This is a genomic window from Streptomyces sp. CC0208, from assembly GCF_003443735.1.
Classification (GTDB): domain Bacteria; phylum Actinomycetota; class Actinomycetes; order Streptomycetales; family Streptomycetaceae; genus Streptomyces; species Streptomyces sviceus.
In genome coordinates this window covers 5,609,576-5,625,355 of the sequence record NZ_CP031969.1, presented here as the reverse complement: position 1 = coordinate 5,625,355, position 15,780 = coordinate 5,609,576, and the positions used below count along the sequence as shown (strand labels likewise).

General features: G+C 70.5%; 12 protein-coding genes. All 12 read right to left on the bottom strand.

All coding sequences use genetic code 11. From position 1 onward, the window contains the following. Positions 1-41 precede the first annotated feature (41 nt). The 12 genes from D1369_RS25900 to D1369_RS25845 all read right to left on the bottom strand — a co-directional run bounded on the left by D1369_RS25900 (position 42) and on the right by D1369_RS25845 (position 15,767). Complete coding sequence (locus D1369_RS25900) at positions 42-461, bottom strand: PIN domain nuclease (protein WP_007382245.1); 420 nt, start codon at positions 459-461, stop codon at positions 42-44. Then, positions 458-667 (bottom strand): type II toxin-antitoxin system VapB family antitoxin, encoded by a 210-nt coding sequence (locus D1369_RS25895; RefSeq protein WP_007382246.1) that lies wholly within the window; start codon positions 665-667, stop codon positions 458-460. The genes D1369_RS25900 and D1369_RS25895 overlap by 4 nt, the downstream gene beginning before the upstream one ends. A 65-nt stretch (positions 668-732) precedes the next feature. Further along, positions 733-4,914 (bottom strand): trypsin-like peptidase domain-containing protein, encoded by a 4,182-nt coding sequence (locus tag D1369_RS25890; RefSeq protein ID WP_158680127.1) that lies wholly within the window; start codon positions 4,912-4,914, stop codon positions 733-735. Further along, entirely contained in the window at positions 4,898-5,209 is a 312-nt protein-coding gene (locus tag D1369_RS25885) for a trypco2 family protein (protein ID WP_007382248.1), read from the bottom strand. The genes D1369_RS25890 and D1369_RS25885 overlap by 17 nt, the downstream gene beginning before the upstream one ends. Before the next feature lie 257 nt (positions 5,210-5,466). Beyond that, positions 5,467-7,455, bottom strand: coding sequence for a beta-galactosidase (locus D1369_RS25880; RefSeq protein WP_037900132.1), 1,989 nt, complete (start codon positions 7,453-7,455; stop codon positions 5,467-5,469). Continuing rightward, complete coding sequence (locus D1369_RS25875) at positions 7,452-8,765, bottom strand: glycoside hydrolase family 36 protein (RefSeq protein WP_007382250.1); 1,314 nt, start codon at positions 8,763-8,765, stop codon at positions 7,452-7,454. Before D1369_RS25875 ends, D1369_RS25880 begins: the two co-directional genes overlap by 4 nt. A gap of 26 nt (positions 8,766-8,791) precedes the next feature. Beyond that, positions 8,792-9,688, bottom strand: coding sequence for a carbohydrate ABC transporter permease (locus tag D1369_RS25870; protein ID WP_007382251.1), 897 nt, complete (start codon positions 9,686-9,688; stop codon positions 8,792-8,794). Next, the gene (locus tag D1369_RS25865; RefSeq protein ID WP_007382252.1) at positions 9,685-10,662 is read right to left on the bottom strand and encodes a sugar ABC transporter permease; all 978 of its coding nucleotides are present in this window, start codon (positions 10,660-10,662) and stop codon (positions 9,685-9,687) included. Before D1369_RS25865 ends, D1369_RS25870 begins: the two co-directional genes overlap by 4 nt. Positions 10,663-10,675: 13 nt before the next feature. After that, positions 10,676-11,980 (bottom strand): extracellular solute-binding protein, encoded by a 1,305-nt coding sequence (locus D1369_RS25860; RefSeq protein WP_007382253.1) that lies wholly within the window; start codon positions 11,978-11,980, stop codon positions 10,676-10,678. A gap of 201 nt (positions 11,981-12,181) precedes the next feature. Next, the gene (locus D1369_RS25855) at positions 12,182-13,582 is read right to left on the bottom strand and encodes a cellulose binding domain-containing protein (protein ID WP_037900136.1); all 1,401 of its coding nucleotides are present in this window, start codon (positions 13,580-13,582) and stop codon (positions 12,182-12,184) included. 74 nt (positions 13,583-13,656) lie between these two features. Continuing rightward, complete coding sequence (locus tag D1369_RS25850; RefSeq protein ID WP_037900139.1) at positions 13,657-15,066, bottom strand: HAMP domain-containing sensor histidine kinase; 1,410 nt, start codon at positions 15,064-15,066, stop codon at positions 13,657-13,659. After that, positions 15,063-15,767: a response regulator transcription factor gene (locus D1369_RS25845; RefSeq protein ID WP_037900141.1), complete on the bottom strand. Its 705-nt coding sequence runs from the start codon at positions 15,765-15,767 to the stop codon at positions 15,063-15,065. Before D1369_RS25845 ends, D1369_RS25850 begins: the two co-directional genes overlap by 4 nt. Between the last annotated feature and the right edge of the window lie 13 nt (positions 15,768-15,780).

Genomic DNA, 15,780 nt, shown 5'->3' with positions numbered 1-15,780 from the left:
GGCGGCCGAGGGGGGTGCCGCGCCCCGCCGTCACCCCTGGTTCAGAGACTGCCCGGCGCCGCGAGCCACTGGGTCGGCTGTCCTGTGACCGAGGCGATGGTCTCGAAGTCGTTGTCGTAGTGGAGCATGGTCAGCCCTTGCAGTTCGGCCGTCGCGGCGACGAGGAGGTCCACGGCTCCGGCGGAGCGGTGCTGCCCCTTCTCGGTGAGCTCACGCTGCACGTCCCAGGCCCGGGACACGGCCCGGTCGTCCAGTGGCGTCCAGCCGAACAACGCGTCCAGGTCCTGGACCAGCTCGGACCGGTCCTCGGCGTTCCGGGCGCTGTAGAGGAACTCGACCTCCGTCATGGGGCAGCGCGAGATGAGCCCCTCTTCCAGGGGTTTTTCCCATCGGGGACGGGCGGGGTGTTTCAGGATGCGGACCAGCGCGCTGGTGTCGATGAGGTAGGCGGTCGCGCTCATCGACGGTAGTTCTCCTTGTCGAGCAACTCGTCGAAGTCCCCCGCGTCGGCCCGCGCCGCGAGCCTGGCGAGGGCGAGCGCCCGCTTCTTGCGCTCGACGCCCTCCCTCAGCGCGGCATTGACCGTGTCCTTCTTGGTCCTGGTACCGAACGCTATGGCCGCCTCGGCCAGGAGTTGCTCGTCGATGTCGATCAGGGTCTTGGTCATGCGACGCCCTCCTGGATATCCAGTGCTTCACCGAGTATATCCAGCACGTCCTGCCCACGGCAGCCTCAGTCGCCGGGCCTCAAGTTCGCGAAGACCGCGTTCCCGAGGCGCAGAACGGCCCCGGAATCGATCGCGGCGAGAACCGGAGCGGCATGATGCCAGCCGTCCTGGGTGAGTGCCTCGGCGAGGAAGGCTCTGGCTCGGCGGAGGTCGGGGCCGGACGGGGGCGGGAGGAGGAGCGTGGCCATGCGGCGGGCGAGAGGCGCGCCATTGGGGCTCTCCGCGTTGATCGGAACCGGCACTCGGTCGCAGGGCAGCAGAGCGGCATATGCGGCCAAGTGCGCGAAGACCTCCGCCCGCTGCTCGGGCCAGGCTCCGCCTCGGGCCAGCGTGCGGGCCGTGTCGTCGTCCCCGAGAGCCGCGTAGGCGAGAGCCGCTCCGCCCTGGGAACTGGTGTCGGGCCAGGGACGCCCATCAGCCTGCGAAGCCATCGCGTCGAGGCGGCACCGGGCAGCCGCAGGGTCGGTCACGGCGGTCATGAGGCTGAGGAGCACGTCTGTCGAGCGCTGGAAACGCACATCACGGAATTCACGGGTTTCCAAGAGCTGCCTGACGCGAGCGCTGCACTCGCCGTCGTGGGGGCCGATGGCGACGAGCAGGTGTGCGTACAGTCGTGCGTCGTCCCCGCGGACGTGCAGGAGCACCTCGTCGAGCAGGTGACCTGCCATGTTTCGGTCCCACACCCACAGGCCGGCGGCTGCCTCCACACGGGCGAGGACGTGATCGTACGGCCTCACCCGCGCCTCCTCCTTGCTGAGAACCTGCTCGACGGCATCCGCCGCGCCGGCCCACCCGAGCGCCTGGACAGCGGCCGTCCTGGCCCATGGGGACACGTACTCCCCGCCGGTGAAGGACAGTTCGACCGCCCGCCGGGCCAGCCGCCTGGCCCGGTCCGGATCACTGCGCGAGACGGCCATGGACACGACGGCGTGGCCCCAGGCGTCGGCACCGGGCGCACTGATCGTCGCCAGGAGCCGATCGGCCTCGTCGGGTCGGCCCACGGTGGCCAACGCGCCCGCCAGTGCGGCGAGATGTTCCTGAACGATGCGAAGGACCGGCCCGGTCCCCAGCCCGTGCCCGTGCTCGGCCCGGTGAACAAGTCCGAGCGACCGCTGGGGGTCGTCGACAGCGAAGTGGTCGGCGAGAACAGCAAGCCCTTCGGCAGCGTCCCACCACGACATGCCGCGAGACGAGGGGTACGCGAGGGTGGTCAGAGCGGCTTCCAGTCGTTCGGCGGCGCCGGCCTCCGCGAGACGTTGGGCAACTCGGCGGAAGGAGCCGTCGTCGCCGTAGAGGTGGCGAGCCGCCGTAAGGAATTCGAGAGCCGACCACGCCTCGGTCGCTGCTCCCCTGCGGGCCCACCCCTCGGCGACGAACGACCACGCGAACATCTGGGCTTCCAGGTCGCCGGAGGGATCCTCGCTCTCCATCAACCGCTGGACCTCCGCCGTACGGCCCATCGCCACGAGGGCGCAGACATCGCCGTACGTCACCTTCCGCCCCCAGCCGACACCGAACGGCACCAGCCCCCACACGACGCCGAACCGTGCCCCCTTCCACGGCGCGAGCGCTCCCTTGTCCAGCTTCGCGACGGCCAGGGAGAGCAGTTGCGCGGCCTCGCGAGGATGTGTCTCGCGCAGTGCCTCCGCAACGACCGCGGCAAGGCTGCCGAAATTGTCCGTGTCGTCCCGGGCGAGCCCGGTGACCGCGTGGAGGAGCCGTGCCGCGTCCTCCGTGCAGCCGCACGCCGACCATGCCTCGGCGATGCCCACCATCACGCGGACGCGGTGCGGAAGGAACTCGATCCTCTCGGCGGACTCCTCCGCCAGCCGGAGCAGTTCGGCCGCTCCCGGCGTACTCCCCAGTGCCGTGGCGGTCATGACCAGTGCCTCCACGAACTCCTTCACAGGTGGCGGACGGCGGTCCGACGCAGGCAGTACCCGCAGCGCTTCCTCCCCTCGGCCCGCCAGGGCCAGGACCACGGCCCGCAGGCCCCGCGCCTCCCAGACGACGGACGGTCTGCGGGCCCCCGCCTCCTCGGCCAGCCGCATTCCCTCCTCCGCCAGCCCCACCGCCCGCCGGTCTCCCGCCTCCGCGAGGACACGTGCCACGGCGAGGAGTGCCCGGGCGCGACTGCGGGGGTCGAAGACGCTGCGGGCCAGGCCGATGGCCTGCCGGACCCTGCCGAGACGGGCATGAACGGCCGGGATGTCCGGGTGAAGGTACTCGTTGCGCCGGGCCACGAGATCCTCCACGGCCGCGAGCGCCGCCAGCGCGCCCAGGTCGTCGGGCGCGGTCCGCCGCACCGTCTCCCGCGCCGCGGCGATCTCCGCGAGGCACGCCGCGTCGCTGCCCGTGGCCTCCCGCAGCCGGTCGCCTCGGCGGGGGTCCACAGCGAGAGCGACGGCCCGGGGCGCGTCCTGGTCCAGCGCGACCAGTCGGCCGTAGGGCTGGAGCAGATACGGCGGGGTCTCGTCCGGCCAGCCACGGCGTTCGTAGGTCTCCGCCCAGGCGCGCAGGCGCGAGCGGTACTCCTCGATGTCCGGGCCGAATTCGTCCTGGGCCGCGGCGAGCAGGGTCTCGTGGGCGAACAGATAGCCTCGGCTGGTCGTGTACATCGTCACGTCCATGTCGGCGGAGCTATCGAAGCCGCCACCGCGCAGCCGCAGGATCCGGCCGAAGACGCTGTCGAGTTTGCGACTCAGCTCACTGTGTCGTCTGCCCGTCAGTTCCCGCAGGTCGTCGACCCTGAGGGTGCCCCGCGCCGCGGTGAGCAGACCGACCACGTCCCGCTCCAACCGGTCACCGTCCAGGGCCCGTCGGAGGTCGAACTTGGCCTCGTGCTCGGTGTGCCGTGCCGCCCCCGAGGTGGCGAGTTCCACGACCGGGCAGCGCCGCAGGGGGTGCCCGCCGCCGACATCCGGCGGGATGCCGGGGCTCGGCCGGCTCGTCACCAGGACACGGACGTTGGGCGGGAGGCGTTCCGGCAGCAGGGACGCGATGCTGGTGCCGCTGCCGCCGGGGAGCAGGGACTGGTCCTCGTCCAGGCCGTCGACGACGAGGAGCAGCGTGCCGCCGTCCCGCGCGACCCGTTCCGCCGCCTGTTTCAGCAGCAGTCGTCGTTCGCCGTCGCGGGCGGCGGGGGAACCGGTCATGGCCGGTTCACGGCCGGCGATGACGGCGAGTTGGTCGACAACCGCCGCCGCGTACGCGTCCGAGTCGGACTGCCCCGCGTATCGCGCGGTGATGAAGAACCACACCGGCACGACCCCGCGCGGTGGATGCAGCGCGAACCACGCCGCCAGCGCTGTCTTTCCCGCCCACGGCCGCCCCTGGAGCCAGCGGTACGGTTCCATTCCGCCGCAGAAGGAGACGATGTCCGCCAGCTCGGAATCCCGCTCGTCGAGCAACTCGGGTGCGATGTCCGCGAGTTGGGCACGGTAGATCTCCTGGACGAGGTCGGGGAGGTCCGGCGGGCAGGTGGCGGACAGTGCCGCGAGGTCGTACGACAACAGATCGCTCAGCTCGGCGAGTTCGTCGCCCTTCAGTGTCTCCGCCCAGCGGTCGATCCGTCCCGCCGCGATCCGTCCGGTGCCCTCGCTGCGGTGATGCCTGCTCACCACTGCGACCAGATGCCCACCGCTGAAGACGGCCGCTCCCGACATGCCCTCCCACGGGTCCCGTTCGGGATCCGGATCCTCGGCGGGCGGCGCGGTGATTCTCAAGTCCAGCGTTCCTTCACGCCGATTGGCCAGCACCGGGCATCGCGCGTCCATGTGCTCGGTGTCCCGGAAGCGCCGGCCCTCGGCGTTGGTACGGAGCTTGAAGCGGGGAAAGCCCATCGCCGTACAGCTGAGGACGGCGTCCTGGTCGCCGACGGTACCGAAGGAGGTGGCGGGCGAGACGTCGTCGTACGCGTCCGACGGCAGCTTCAATACGGCGATGTCGATCCCGTCGTGCGCCCACGCCACCACCGCCTCGACGGCTCGTTCCCCCGGCCGGTCGGCCTGGAAACGGACACGGATCTGCTCGGCGCCCTCGACGACATGCGCGGCCGTGAGCACCCTTCCCGGCCCCACGAGATAGCCCGAGCCGCGGCCGCCCCGGCCGGATCGGCGGACGATGACCTCGGCGACCCGCTCCGCCCGCAGCCCCGGCCCGAGCCCCCGCTCAGACCTCCCCGTCAACCTCGTCACCCGTGATCAGCGCGGTCCGCCCTGCTCCCCCGCCCGGCGGCACCACCTTCGGCGTGAGCGTGAGGGTCACCCGCTGTGTCTCCGCGTGCCCGTACTTCCCGTTCGCCCCGGCATCGACCACCCACAGTCGCACCTTCGCGTCCCCACCGCCCTCCCGCGTCACGGCGACGGACGCCTCGATCTCCACGGGCCCCAACTCGAAGCGCAGCATCCTGCCGTCGCCGTCCGTGAGAGCGGTCGTCAGCTGTTCGCGCAACTCCCGGATCATGTCGGCCAGTTCGATCACGCGTCCCCCTAGTGCAGCGTGCTCAGATGGTACAAGTCACCGCAGCACCACCACTGCCAACACCGCGGCCAGGGTCACTGGTCACCAGGAACGCCGCGGCCGTGGCGACGGCGGCGAAGTGGCGGACACGTTCCGAGGACGGTGTACGTCGGGCGGTTCGCGATGTCGTCCCGGCTGCCCGTGGTCAGCGCGGCAGCGCCGGGACCGGTCAGACGGCCGCCGACCCCACACCGGCCGGTGTGGGCCTCGACCGCCTCTCAGCGTGATTCCCGTACGACCACCACGTCGCCCGGCGTCACCGTCACCCGGCCGCCGTCGATGCCCCTGCCGCTGAGCAACTCGGTTGCCCGGGAGGCCACGTGCACCTCGGCGGCCCGCTCCCCGTGGTTGATCAGGAAGAGGTAGTCCGCGTCCTCGCCCCGGCGCAGCACCGCCTCCACCCCCTCCGGTGTCCGACGCACCGGCTCCACCCCCGCCTCGGTGCGGATGCGGTCCAGCAGGGCGGCGAGGGTGTCCGGGTCCGGGTGGGTGGCCAGGTACCAGGCCACGCCCTCGCCGTAGGGGTGCCGGGTGACCGCCGGGACTCCGGTCAGGGGGCCCGAGGTGTACGACGTGACGGCCTCCCCGCCTTCCAGGTGCACCCGCTCCGACCACAGGGACGCCGTGCCGCCGTCGCTCAGGCCGAGGGACTCACCGGGCAGCAGCGGGAACAGTTCGTCCGTGCGGACGCCGAGGGCCTCGCGGAAGGCGCCCGGGTAACCGCCCAGGCGGACATGGCAGCTGGCGTCGACGGCCCCGCTGTGGAAGCCGACGACCAGCGTGCCGCCGGCCGAGGCGAAACCGGTGAGGTTGGCCGCCGACGGGTCGTCGACCAGGTACAGGGCGGGGGCCAGCACCAGGCGGTACGCCGACAGGTCCGCCGTCGGATGAACGAAGTCCACCGCCACGCCCGACCGCCACAGCGGCTCGTACCAGGCCCGGACCATGTCCAGGTAGCGGACCGCCTCGCTGGGCTGGGAGGGGAGTTCCAGGGCCCAGCGGGCGTTCCAGTCCCAGACGACGGCGACCGAGGCGGGGCTGGTGCTGCCCCGCACCTGAGCCAGCGCCTTCAGGTCCGCGCCCAACGCGACCACGTCACGCCAGATCTGGCTGTCCGTGCCGGCGTGCGGGAGCATCGCCGAGTGCCACTGTTCGGCGCCCGCCTTGGCGGCCCGCCACTGGAAGTAGGCGATGCCGTCGGCGCCGCGCGCGACGTGGGCCAGGGCGTTGCGGCGCAACTCCCCCGCCGTCTTGGCCCTGTTGACGGGCTGCCAGTTCACCGCGCCCGTGGAGTGCTCCATCAGCAGCCACGGCCCGCCAGCCAGCGAACGGACCAGGTCGCCGCTGAGCGCGATGTCGATCTGCGACTCGGGGTCGGTGGAACGCAGGTAATGGTCGTTGGAGACGACGTCCAGCTCCGGCGCCCAGCGCCAGTAGTCCAGCGCGTCGAAGGCGAACATCACCATGAAGTTGGTGGTGGCCGGCACCGAAGGCGCGGCCTCCCGCAGCACCTCCCGCTCCGCCCTGTACAGCGCCAGCAGCTCGTCGGAGCAGAAGCGCCGCCAGTCCAGCTGGTGGGTCGGGTTGGGCACGGCACCGGTGGCGCGGGGCGGGATGATCTCGTCCCAGTCGTAGTACCACTGGCTCCAGAAGGTCGTACCCCAGGCGTGGTTCAGGGTCTCCAGATCGCCGTAGCGCGACCGCAGCCACACCCGGAACGCCTCCGCGCTCACGTCGCAGTAGCACTCCGCGTTGTGGCAGCCGTACTCGTTGTGGACGTGCCACATCACGACCGCCGGGTGGTCTGCGTACCTCTCCCCGAGCGCCCGGGCGATCCGCAGGGCGGCCTCCCGGTAGGCGGGGCTGGAGGGGCAGAAGGTCTGGCGGCTGCCGTACGACAGTCTCCGGCCGTCCTTGTCGACCGGCAGGGCCTCCGGGTGCTTGCGGAAGAACCAGGCCGGTGGGGCCGCCGTCGGTGTGGCCAGGTCGGCGGCGATGCCGTGCTCGTGGAGCAGGGCGAGGATCCTGTCGAGGCGCGAGAAGTCGTACTCGCCCTCGCGGGGTTCGAGGAGCGCCCACGCGAAGATGTTGACGCTGACCATGTTCACGCCCGCCTCACGCATGAGGCGTACGTCCTCGGCCCAGACCTCCTCGGGCCACTGCTCGGGGTTGTAGTCGCCGCCGTAGGCGATGCCCTCCGCGATCATCGGACGTCTCCGGCGAGCAGGCGGCGGGTCGTCTCCACGCCCCACAGGTCCAGGGACAGCAGGCGGTCGCTCGACGCCATCAGGCCGCCCGTCGCCTCCACGTGGGCCGCCCAGCGCTCGCGGGTCTCCACAGCCGGGCGGGCCATCAGACAGTCGGGGTCGTTGACCCACAGCCGGCCGTGCTGCCACTGGCGGCCCGCGCCGGTGAACTCGGCCGGGTCCTGGCCCGGCTGGCTGTAGTCGCCGGCCTCGGGACGCCGGTGCGGGGCCGTGTCGGGGCTGACCCGCATGGCGTCGAAGAGGCCGACGGAGGGCAGGATCGGCGCGCCGCAGCCGAGCAGGTACGCCTGGGAACCGATCGCCTCGCGGATCAGCCGGATGCCGTCCCGGTAGGCCGTGAGCGCGTCCGCGGAGGAGTGCCGTACGCCTTCCAGCGCTCCCGCGTACAGGAAGTCGACCTTGAAGTAGTCGTAGCCCTCGGACACCAGGGTGCTGAAGACCGACGTCAGGTACTGCGCCGCCTCGGGGTGGGTGGTGTCCAGGACGCACAGGTCGTGGCCCCAGTTGCGGCCGGCGTGCAGGAAGCCTCCGTCGAGGTCCTCGACCAGCCAGTCGGGGTGCTCGGCGGCCAGGTCACTGGCCGGGTCGACCAGGAAGGGGGCCGTCCAGATGCCGGCCCGACGGCCCCGCGCCCGGATCGCGTCGGCGATGCCCGCGCGGGAGCGGAAGCGGCCGGAGAGGGTGAGCCAGTCGCCGAGGGCCTTCTGGTAGCCGTCGTCGATCTGGACGACGTCGACGGGCAGGTCGAGGGTGTCCATCGCCCGGAGGTTCTCGTGGATGTCGTCCTCGGTGACGCCCGTGAAGTACTCGTACCAGGAGCACCAGACGGTGGGCGCCGTCCGGGGGGTCTCGACCCCGAGTCCGGCGGCCCACTCGGCCAGCACCGACTGGATGTCCGTGCCCGTGAACTCCTTCACCGGGCCGTCGGCCAGGACCTCCGCCACGGAGTCCGCGGCGACCAGACGGATCGACGGGACCTCATGCGTGGGGTCCGGCGCCGCCCACAGCCGTACCGGCGATCCGTCCCCGGGGTCGAGCGCCAGCAGGCCCTCGCCCTGGAAGGTGCCTTCGGGGACGGTGACGCCCGGGCGGTAGCAGACCGTCGCCCAGTTGTCGTTCGTCGGGCGGTACGGCTTGTCGCCGAGGGCGTACGTGCCGCTGGGGCTCCAGGACTGCCAGCCCTCCTCGTGCACGCGGGCCCTGCGCGGGTCCACGGGCACGGAGGCGAGCGGGGTGAAGGGGTGGGGCACGGTGGTTCTCTCTCAGGTGCGGGCGGTCAGCCCTTGTTGGCGCCGAGGGTCAGTCCGCTGACGAACTGGCGTTGGAGCACGAAGTAGACGATCAGGGTGGGGATCGCGGTGAGCAGGGCGCCGGCGGCGACCAGGTTGGGGTCGGTGAAGTACTGGCCGGAGAGGTTGTTCAGGGCCGAGGTGATCGGCATGTTCTCGCCGGTCGAGATCAACACGATCGCCCAGAAGAAATCGTTGTAGATCCAGATGGACAGCAGGGTGCCCAGCGCGGCCATCGCGGGCTTGCACAGGGGCAGCACGATCTGCCAGTACATACGCCACACGGAGGCGCCGTCGACCAGGGCGGCCTCGGTCAGCTCGTGGGGCAGCATCCGCATGTAGTTGCTGAGCACGAAGGCGCAGAAGCCGGACTGGAACGCCACGTGGATCAGGACCAGGCCGAGCGCGGAGTCGTAGAGCTTGCCGCTCATGGTGATGCCGGGCAGGTCGATCAGCAGGTACATCCGGTACAGCGGGGTGATGATGACCTGCTGCGGCAGCAGGTTGCCGGCGGTGAAGACGAGCAGCAGCGCGATGTTGAGGCGGAAGTCGAAGCGGCTGACGTAGAAGGCGACCATCGACGACAGCACCAGGGTGATCAGCACGGCCGGGACCGCGATGAGCAGGGTGTTGCCGAAGTAGTGCAGCATGTCGGACTGCTGGAACGCGTTCTTGAAGTTGTCGAGGTTCAGCGTGTCCGGCCAGGACACGTAGCCCTTGTTGCTGGTCTCCGAGTACGGCCGCAGGGCCGCGAGGACCGCCCACAGCAGCGGTGCCAGCCAGGCCAGCGCGGTGCCGGCGAGGAAGACGTGCAGCAGGACCCGGGCGGGGCGGACAGGCGTGCGCTGTTTGGCCGGCGCGCCGGTGGCGACGGTGGTGCTCATGCGCGCCGCTCCTTCCGGAAGGTCGCGATCAGGTACGGGATGATGACCGCGAGGGAGATGACCAGCAGGACCACGGCGATCGCCGAGCCGTAACCGATCCGGCTGGACTCACCGATGATGTTGTTGGTGATCAGGATCGACAGCAGCTCGGTGCCCTGGGCGCCCTTGTTGAAGACGAACACCAGGTCGAAGGCGCGCAGCGCCTCGATGATCGTGACGACCAGGACGACGGTGTTGGTGGGGCGCAGGGTGGGGAAGATGACGTTCTTGAACGTCTGCCACTCGTTCGCGCCGTCCAGCGAGGAGGCCTCCCGCAAGGAGGGGTCCACGCCCTTCAGACCGGCCAGATAGAGGATCATCATGTAGCCGGTGTGCCGCCAGGACGCGGCGATCAGCACGGCCCACAGGTTCAGGTGCGGGTCGCCGATCCAGTCGATGTAGTGGCCGGGCTTGTTGGCCCCGATGAGGCTGTTGATCAGACCGGTGTCGGGGTTGTAGACCAGCTGCCAGACGAACCCGGTCACCGCCAGCGAGACCACGACCGGCAGGAAGAACGCGGTCTGGTAGAGGCGGGAGAAGCGGATGTTCTTGTCCAGCTGGACGGCCAGGAACAGGCCGAACGGCGTCGGGATCAGGATGAGCACGACGAACCAGATGATGTTGTGCTCGACCGCGGGCCAGAACTGCGGGTTGTCGGTGAACAACTGCTTGAAGTTGTCCAGCCCCACCCACTTGATGGAGTCGAAGCCGATGCCGTCCCAGCTGGTGAAGGCCAGGGCGATCGAGGCCAGCGCGGTGACCCAGACCAGGGCCACGTGCAGGACCGTGGGCACGCCCGCCATGAAGGCGAGTGTGATGCGGTCACGGCGGGTCAGCAGACGCTTGTGGCCCTGCGGGACCCGCTTGACAGGGGCAGGGCCCGAAGGCGGCACAGCGGCCGCCTCCGGGCTCTTCGTGTTGATGTCGGTAGTCATTCAGCCGCTCAGCTCAGGAGGACGCGAAGATCGTCTTCTTCTGGCGTTCGATCGAGGCCAGCAGACTGTCGACGCCCTTGGGGTTCTGGAGGAACTTCTGCAGCGCGGGCTGCATCACCGTCGAGGTGAAGTCGGGGCGCGAGTCGCGGTCCATGAACTGGGTCAGGCTCTTGGCGCCGGAGATCATCTCGTACGCCTTCTTCTGCAGCGGCGTGTAGGAGGAGGTGTCGGCCTTGCTGGAGGCGGCCACCACGCTGGAGTCGGCCTTGAGGTAGATCTGCTCCGCCGCCGGGGTGCCCAGGTACTCGAGCAGCTTGGTGACACCGGCCTTGTTCTTCGGCGCCTTGGAGACCATGAAGCCGTCGGTGGGCGCCTCCACGGTGTCCTGGCCGTAGGCGGGGTTGATCTCCGGGAAGGCGAAGAAGTCCAGGTCGTCCAGGTCCGCCTTGTTGGTGAACTGCTGGGCCACGAAGGAGCCCAGCAGGTACATGCCGGCCTTCTTGGACACCAGCGTCTGGGCGGCGTCCTGCCAGGTGCGGCCCATGAAACCGTCCTGGTGGTAGGGCAGCAGCTCGGCCCAGTGGTCGAAGGCGGCCTTGACCTTGGCGTCGGTCCACGCGGCCTTGCCCGCCATCAGCTCCACGTGGAAGTCGTAGCCGTTGAGGCGGAAGTTGATCTGGTCGAAGGTGCCCATCGCCGGCCAGGCGTCCTTGTCGCCGAACGCGATCGGGACCAGGCCGTCCTTCTTCATCTGCTTGGACAGGGCGACCAGCTGGTCCCACGTGGTCGGGACCTCGTAGCCGTGCTGCTGGAAGACGCTCTTGCGGTAGAAGATCGCCCACGGGTACGTGTACAGCGGCACGAAGTAGTACTTGCCGTCCGCGCCCTTGGACAGCTTCTTCATGGCGTCCGGGAAGTTGCCGCCTATCTTGTCCCACACGTCGTCGATCGGGGAGGCGAGGTTCTTCGCGGCGAAGAACTGCATCCGGTACCCGGCGAACCAGTTGAACACGTCGTCCGGCGTGCCCTGGAGGTAGGAGTTGATCTGCTCCTGGAACGTGTTGTGGTCCTTGGTGTTCACGTCGACCGTGATCCCGGACTGCTTCTTGAAGGCCGCGTAGATCTCGGCGAACGCCTTCTTCGGCACCGCGTCCGACGCGTTCGACCCCAGGCTCACGGTCTTCGGGTCGCTGGAGCTGCCGCTGCTGCCACAGGCGGACAGCAACGGGATACCCGCGCCGAGGAGGGCGGCACCACCCACCCCCTTGAGCACACCACGACGGCTGGGCGAAGGGAGGGAAGACGAGAGATCACGCATGTACGGCTCCTGAAGGCAGGGGTTCGGTCATGGAGGGATTCGGAGACCAGTCGTAATCGACCAGAAACCAACTTGACCGAACACGGTGGCGCAATGACAGCGGTATGTCAGGTCATGCGTCAATAGTTATCGACCCGATTTGTCGAAACGTGACCGACATCCCTGCCTACCAGTGACCCAGGAGCCTCGTCGCCGGTGGGTTCAGTTGTAGGCGGCGAAGGCCTTCGAGAAGGCGAACGGGGCCTGGACGACCGAGCTGCAGCTCGCGTCGGCGGAGGGCTTCGCACCGCCGGGGCACTGCTTGTCCCGGGTGGCGGACCACATCGACAGCGGGCCCAGTCCCTTCGCCTTGGCGAAGGCCACGAGCTGGGTGGCGTCCTCGACCTTGAAGATCTCCGAGGCCACGTCGTTGACCCCGATCATCGGCGTGACCCCGACCGCCTTCCAGGCGGCGCTGTCCGACAGCCCCAGAACACCCTTGACCTGTGCCTGGGTGGCCGTGGCCGCCTGCTCGGCGTAGGTGCCCATGTCCCCGCTGTACGAGGCCCCGTAGTCCATCGCCATGATGTTCACGGTGTCGATCCGCACGCCGTTGGACTTGGCGTTCGCGAGCAGGTCGACCCCGTCCTGGGTGAGGCCCTCGGGCATCACCGGGAGGGTGTAGGAGACGTCCAGGCCGGGGTGGCGGTCCTGGAGCTTCGCGATCGCCTGCGCGCGCCGGGTGTTCGCGGCCGTGTTCGGCAGCGCCCCGCCCTCCACGTCGAAGTCGACCTTGGTGAGGCCGTACGCGTCCACGGCCTTGCCGTACGCCGCCGCCAGCGCGTCCGCCGAGGAGCAGGTCGTGGCCAGCTCGGAGCCGGAGGCGCCGCCGAAGGAGACCCGGACGTCACCGCCCTTCGCCCGCAGCGCGCCGATCTGCGCGGCCACGGCGTCGCTCGCCAGGTCGGTGACCCCGCCCCACTTGGGGGTGCAGCCGCCGCCGTCGGTGACGAAGGCGAGGTGGTAGTCCTTCACGCCGGTGGCGTCGGCCGCGGCGAGGAGGTCGAAGGCGGGGTAGAGGGAGGTGTCGACGTAGGGGGCGAAGCCGTCGCCCTTCGAGGGGGAAGCGGTGGAGGTCGGGGTGGCTGTGGGTGTGGCGGTGGGTTTGGGTGTGGCGGTGGGTTTGGGGTCGGGGGTGTCGTCGGCGGAGCACTTCGCGCCGTCCACGAGACACCCGGTGGGGTCGGCGGCGCCGTTGACGACGAAACCGACGGTGACCGACTCGCCGGGCGCCAGCCCGTCGGTGTCCCACTTCGCCGAGGTCACGGTGACGTGTTGCCCGCTCACCGCCGACTCGGCGTTCCACAGGGAGCCGAGCTTCGAGCCCGACGGCAGATCGAACTCCAGCTTCCAGGCCAGGTCCGCCGCCCCGCTGTTGTTGGTGACGACGTACTGCGCGGTGTACCCCGTGGACCAGCCGCTCGTCCTCGTGTACGCGGCGCCGATCCCGGCCGCCTGGGCGGTCCCGCTCAACAGGACCGCGCCGGTCCCCACCACGGCGGCGGCGACCACCCCGCCGATCGCCTTGTTCCTGCCGTTCAGTCTGCGCCGATGCATGCTCATGGCGTGGCACGCTAGCGATCCGGAATCGGGCAAATGACCTGATCAGGACGGGCGTTGAGGATCTTAGGCCGCGCTTAAGGAAGGGATCGGGGTCGGTTAAAGGTCGAGACCAGTCTGCCGGTCCTGCGCCTGCGCACCCGGTGTCCCCGGCGCACCGGCTCCCGCCCGTCCAGCTGGATCCAGACCCGCACCTCGGTGCCGCCCAGCACCGACGACCCGATCCGTACGTCCCCGCCCGTCGCCTCGGCGAGCCGCCGGACGATGTCGAGCCCGAGCCCGGTCGACCCGGTGCTGCCGGACCCCCGCCCGCGGGCCATGGCGGCCTCGGGGTCGCGGATGCCGGGTCCCGCGTCGGAGACGAGCACGATCACCGCGTCCTCGCCGTTGTGCACGTCGACCGCGAAGGCCGTGCCCTCCGGGGTGTGCCGGAAGACGTTGCCGAGCAGGGCGTCGAGGGCGGCGGCGAGGTCCGCCCGGGCCACGGGTATGCGCACCGGCCGCTCGGTGCCGGCCACCCGCCACTTGCGGCCCTCGTCCTCGGCGAGCGCCGACCAGAACCCCATCCGCTCGCGGACCACCTCGGCCGCGTCGCACCCGGCGCCGGGCCCGGCGGCCGCGGTCTGCGGTTTGGCCTCCCGGGCGGTACGGATGATGGTGTCGACCTCGCGCTCCAGCTGCGCGACCGCGGCCCGGGTCTGCTCGGCGGCCTGACCGTCCCCGAGCGAGGCCGCGTTGAGCCGCAGCACGGTCAGCGGGGTGCGCAGCCGGTGGGACAGGTCGGCGGCCAGCTCCCTTTCGTTCGCGAGCAGTTGGACGACCTGGTCGGCCATGGAGTTGAACGCGACGGCTGCCAGCCTGAGTTCGGTCGGCCCCTCTTCGGGCACCCTCGACCCCAGTTTCCCCTCCCCCAGCTCGTGGGCGCCCTCGACGAGTTTCTGCGCGGGCTGCACCATCCGGACGCCGAGCCGGTCGGCGACCGCGACCGAGCCGACGACGAGCGCGATGCCGACGCCGGCGAGCACCGCCCAGGCGGTCGCGACGCCGTTGCTCACCTCGGACTCGGGGACGTACACCTCGACGACGGCGATCTCGCCGGAGCTGAGCGCGACCGGCTGGAGGAGGGTGGAGCCGCCGGGCACCTCGGTGGTGGAGGCGCGGCCCAGTCGGCGCACGGTCGCGATGTCGTCGGCGGCGGCCCGGCGCCGTCCGATGTCCACGGCCTGCTGAGCGCTCCGTCCCTCACCGTCGGCCGGTATGTGGACGGCCATCCCGGCGTCCGAGCCCGCGGAGGCGACGACCCGCTCCAGCTGGTCGCGGTCGGTGGTGATGGACAGGGCGGGGGCGACGGCGGCCGCCTGCCGCTCGGCGTTGGAGAACGCGCGGTCCCGGGCCATCTCCTTGATGACGAGGCCGAGCGGGACGGCGAAGGCGACCACGACCATGGTGGTGACCGCCAGGCAGACCTTGACCAGAGCCCATCTCACAGCGGCAGCCCCCCGCCCGGTGGTTCCAGCTTCACGCCGACGCCCCGCAGGGTGTGCAGATAGCGGGGCTGCGCTGCCGTCTCGCCCAACTTGCGCCGGAGCCACGACAGATGGACGTCGATCGTCTGGTCGTCGCCGTAGGACTGCTGCCAGACCTCCGCGAGGAGTTCCTTGCGGGGGACGACCACCCCGGGCCGGGCGGCCAGGAAGGCGAGCAGGTCGAACTCGCGGCGGGTGAGGTCGAGTCGGACGCCGTCCAGTTCGGCCTGGCGGCGCAGCGGGTCGACGCTCAGGCCGCCCACGCGCAGCACGGTCTCGGGCGGTGCGTCGCCTCCGGCGGCCCGGGACCGTCGTAGGACGGCGGCCATCCGGGCGGAGAGGTGCTCGACCGAGAAGGGCTTGGTGAGGTAGTCGTCCGCCCCGGCGTTCAACAGGCGGACGATCTCCGACTCGTCGTCCCGGGCGGTGGCGATGATGACCGGGACGTCGGTGATCCCGCGCAGCATCTTCAGGGCCTCGGACCCGTCGAGATCGGGCAGACCGAGGTCCAGGATCACCACGTCGAAACGGAAATGGGCGACCTCGCGCAGCGCCTCCAGCGCCGTCCCCACGCTGCGCACGGTGTGTGCCGCGTCGGTCAGGTGCCGGATGAGCGCCGAACGAACGAACTGGTCGTCCTCGACCACGAGCACACTTGCCATGCGCCGCACCGTA

What these genes read in the sequence shown, in the direction of transcription:
- D1369_RS25900 (WP_007382245.1), bottom strand. Translation starts at nt 461, where the DNA reads ATGAGCGCGACCGCCTACCTCATCGACACCAGCGCGCTGGTCCGCATC.
- D1369_RS25895 (WP_007382246.1), bottom strand. Translation starts at nt 667, where the DNA reads ATGACCAAGACCCTGATCGACATCGACGAGCAACTCCTGGCCGAGGCG.
- D1369_RS25880 (WP_037900132.1), bottom strand. Translation starts at nt 7,455, where the DNA reads ATGATCGCGGAGGGCATCGCCTACGGCGGCGACTACAACCCCGAGCAG.
- D1369_RS25870 (WP_007382251.1), bottom strand. Translation starts at nt 9,688, where the DNA reads ATGAGCACCACCGTCGCCACCGGCGCGCCGGCCAAACAGCGCACGCCT.
- D1369_RS25865 (WP_007382252.1), bottom strand. Translation starts at nt 10,662, where the DNA reads ATGACTACCGACATCAACACGAAGAGCCCGGAGGCGGCCGCTGTGCCG.
- D1369_RS25860 (WP_007382253.1), bottom strand. Translation starts at nt 11,980, where the DNA reads ATGCGTGATCTCTCGTCTTCCCTCCCTTCGCCCAGCCGTCGTGGTGTG.
- D1369_RS25855 (WP_037900136.1), bottom strand. Translation starts at nt 13,582, where the DNA reads ATGAGCATGCATCGGCGCAGACTGAACGGCAGGAACAAGGCGATCGGC.
- D1369_RS25845 (WP_037900141.1), bottom strand. Translation starts at nt 15,767, where the DNA reads ATGGCAAGTGTGCTCGTGGTCGAGGACGACCAGTTCGTTCGTTCGGCG.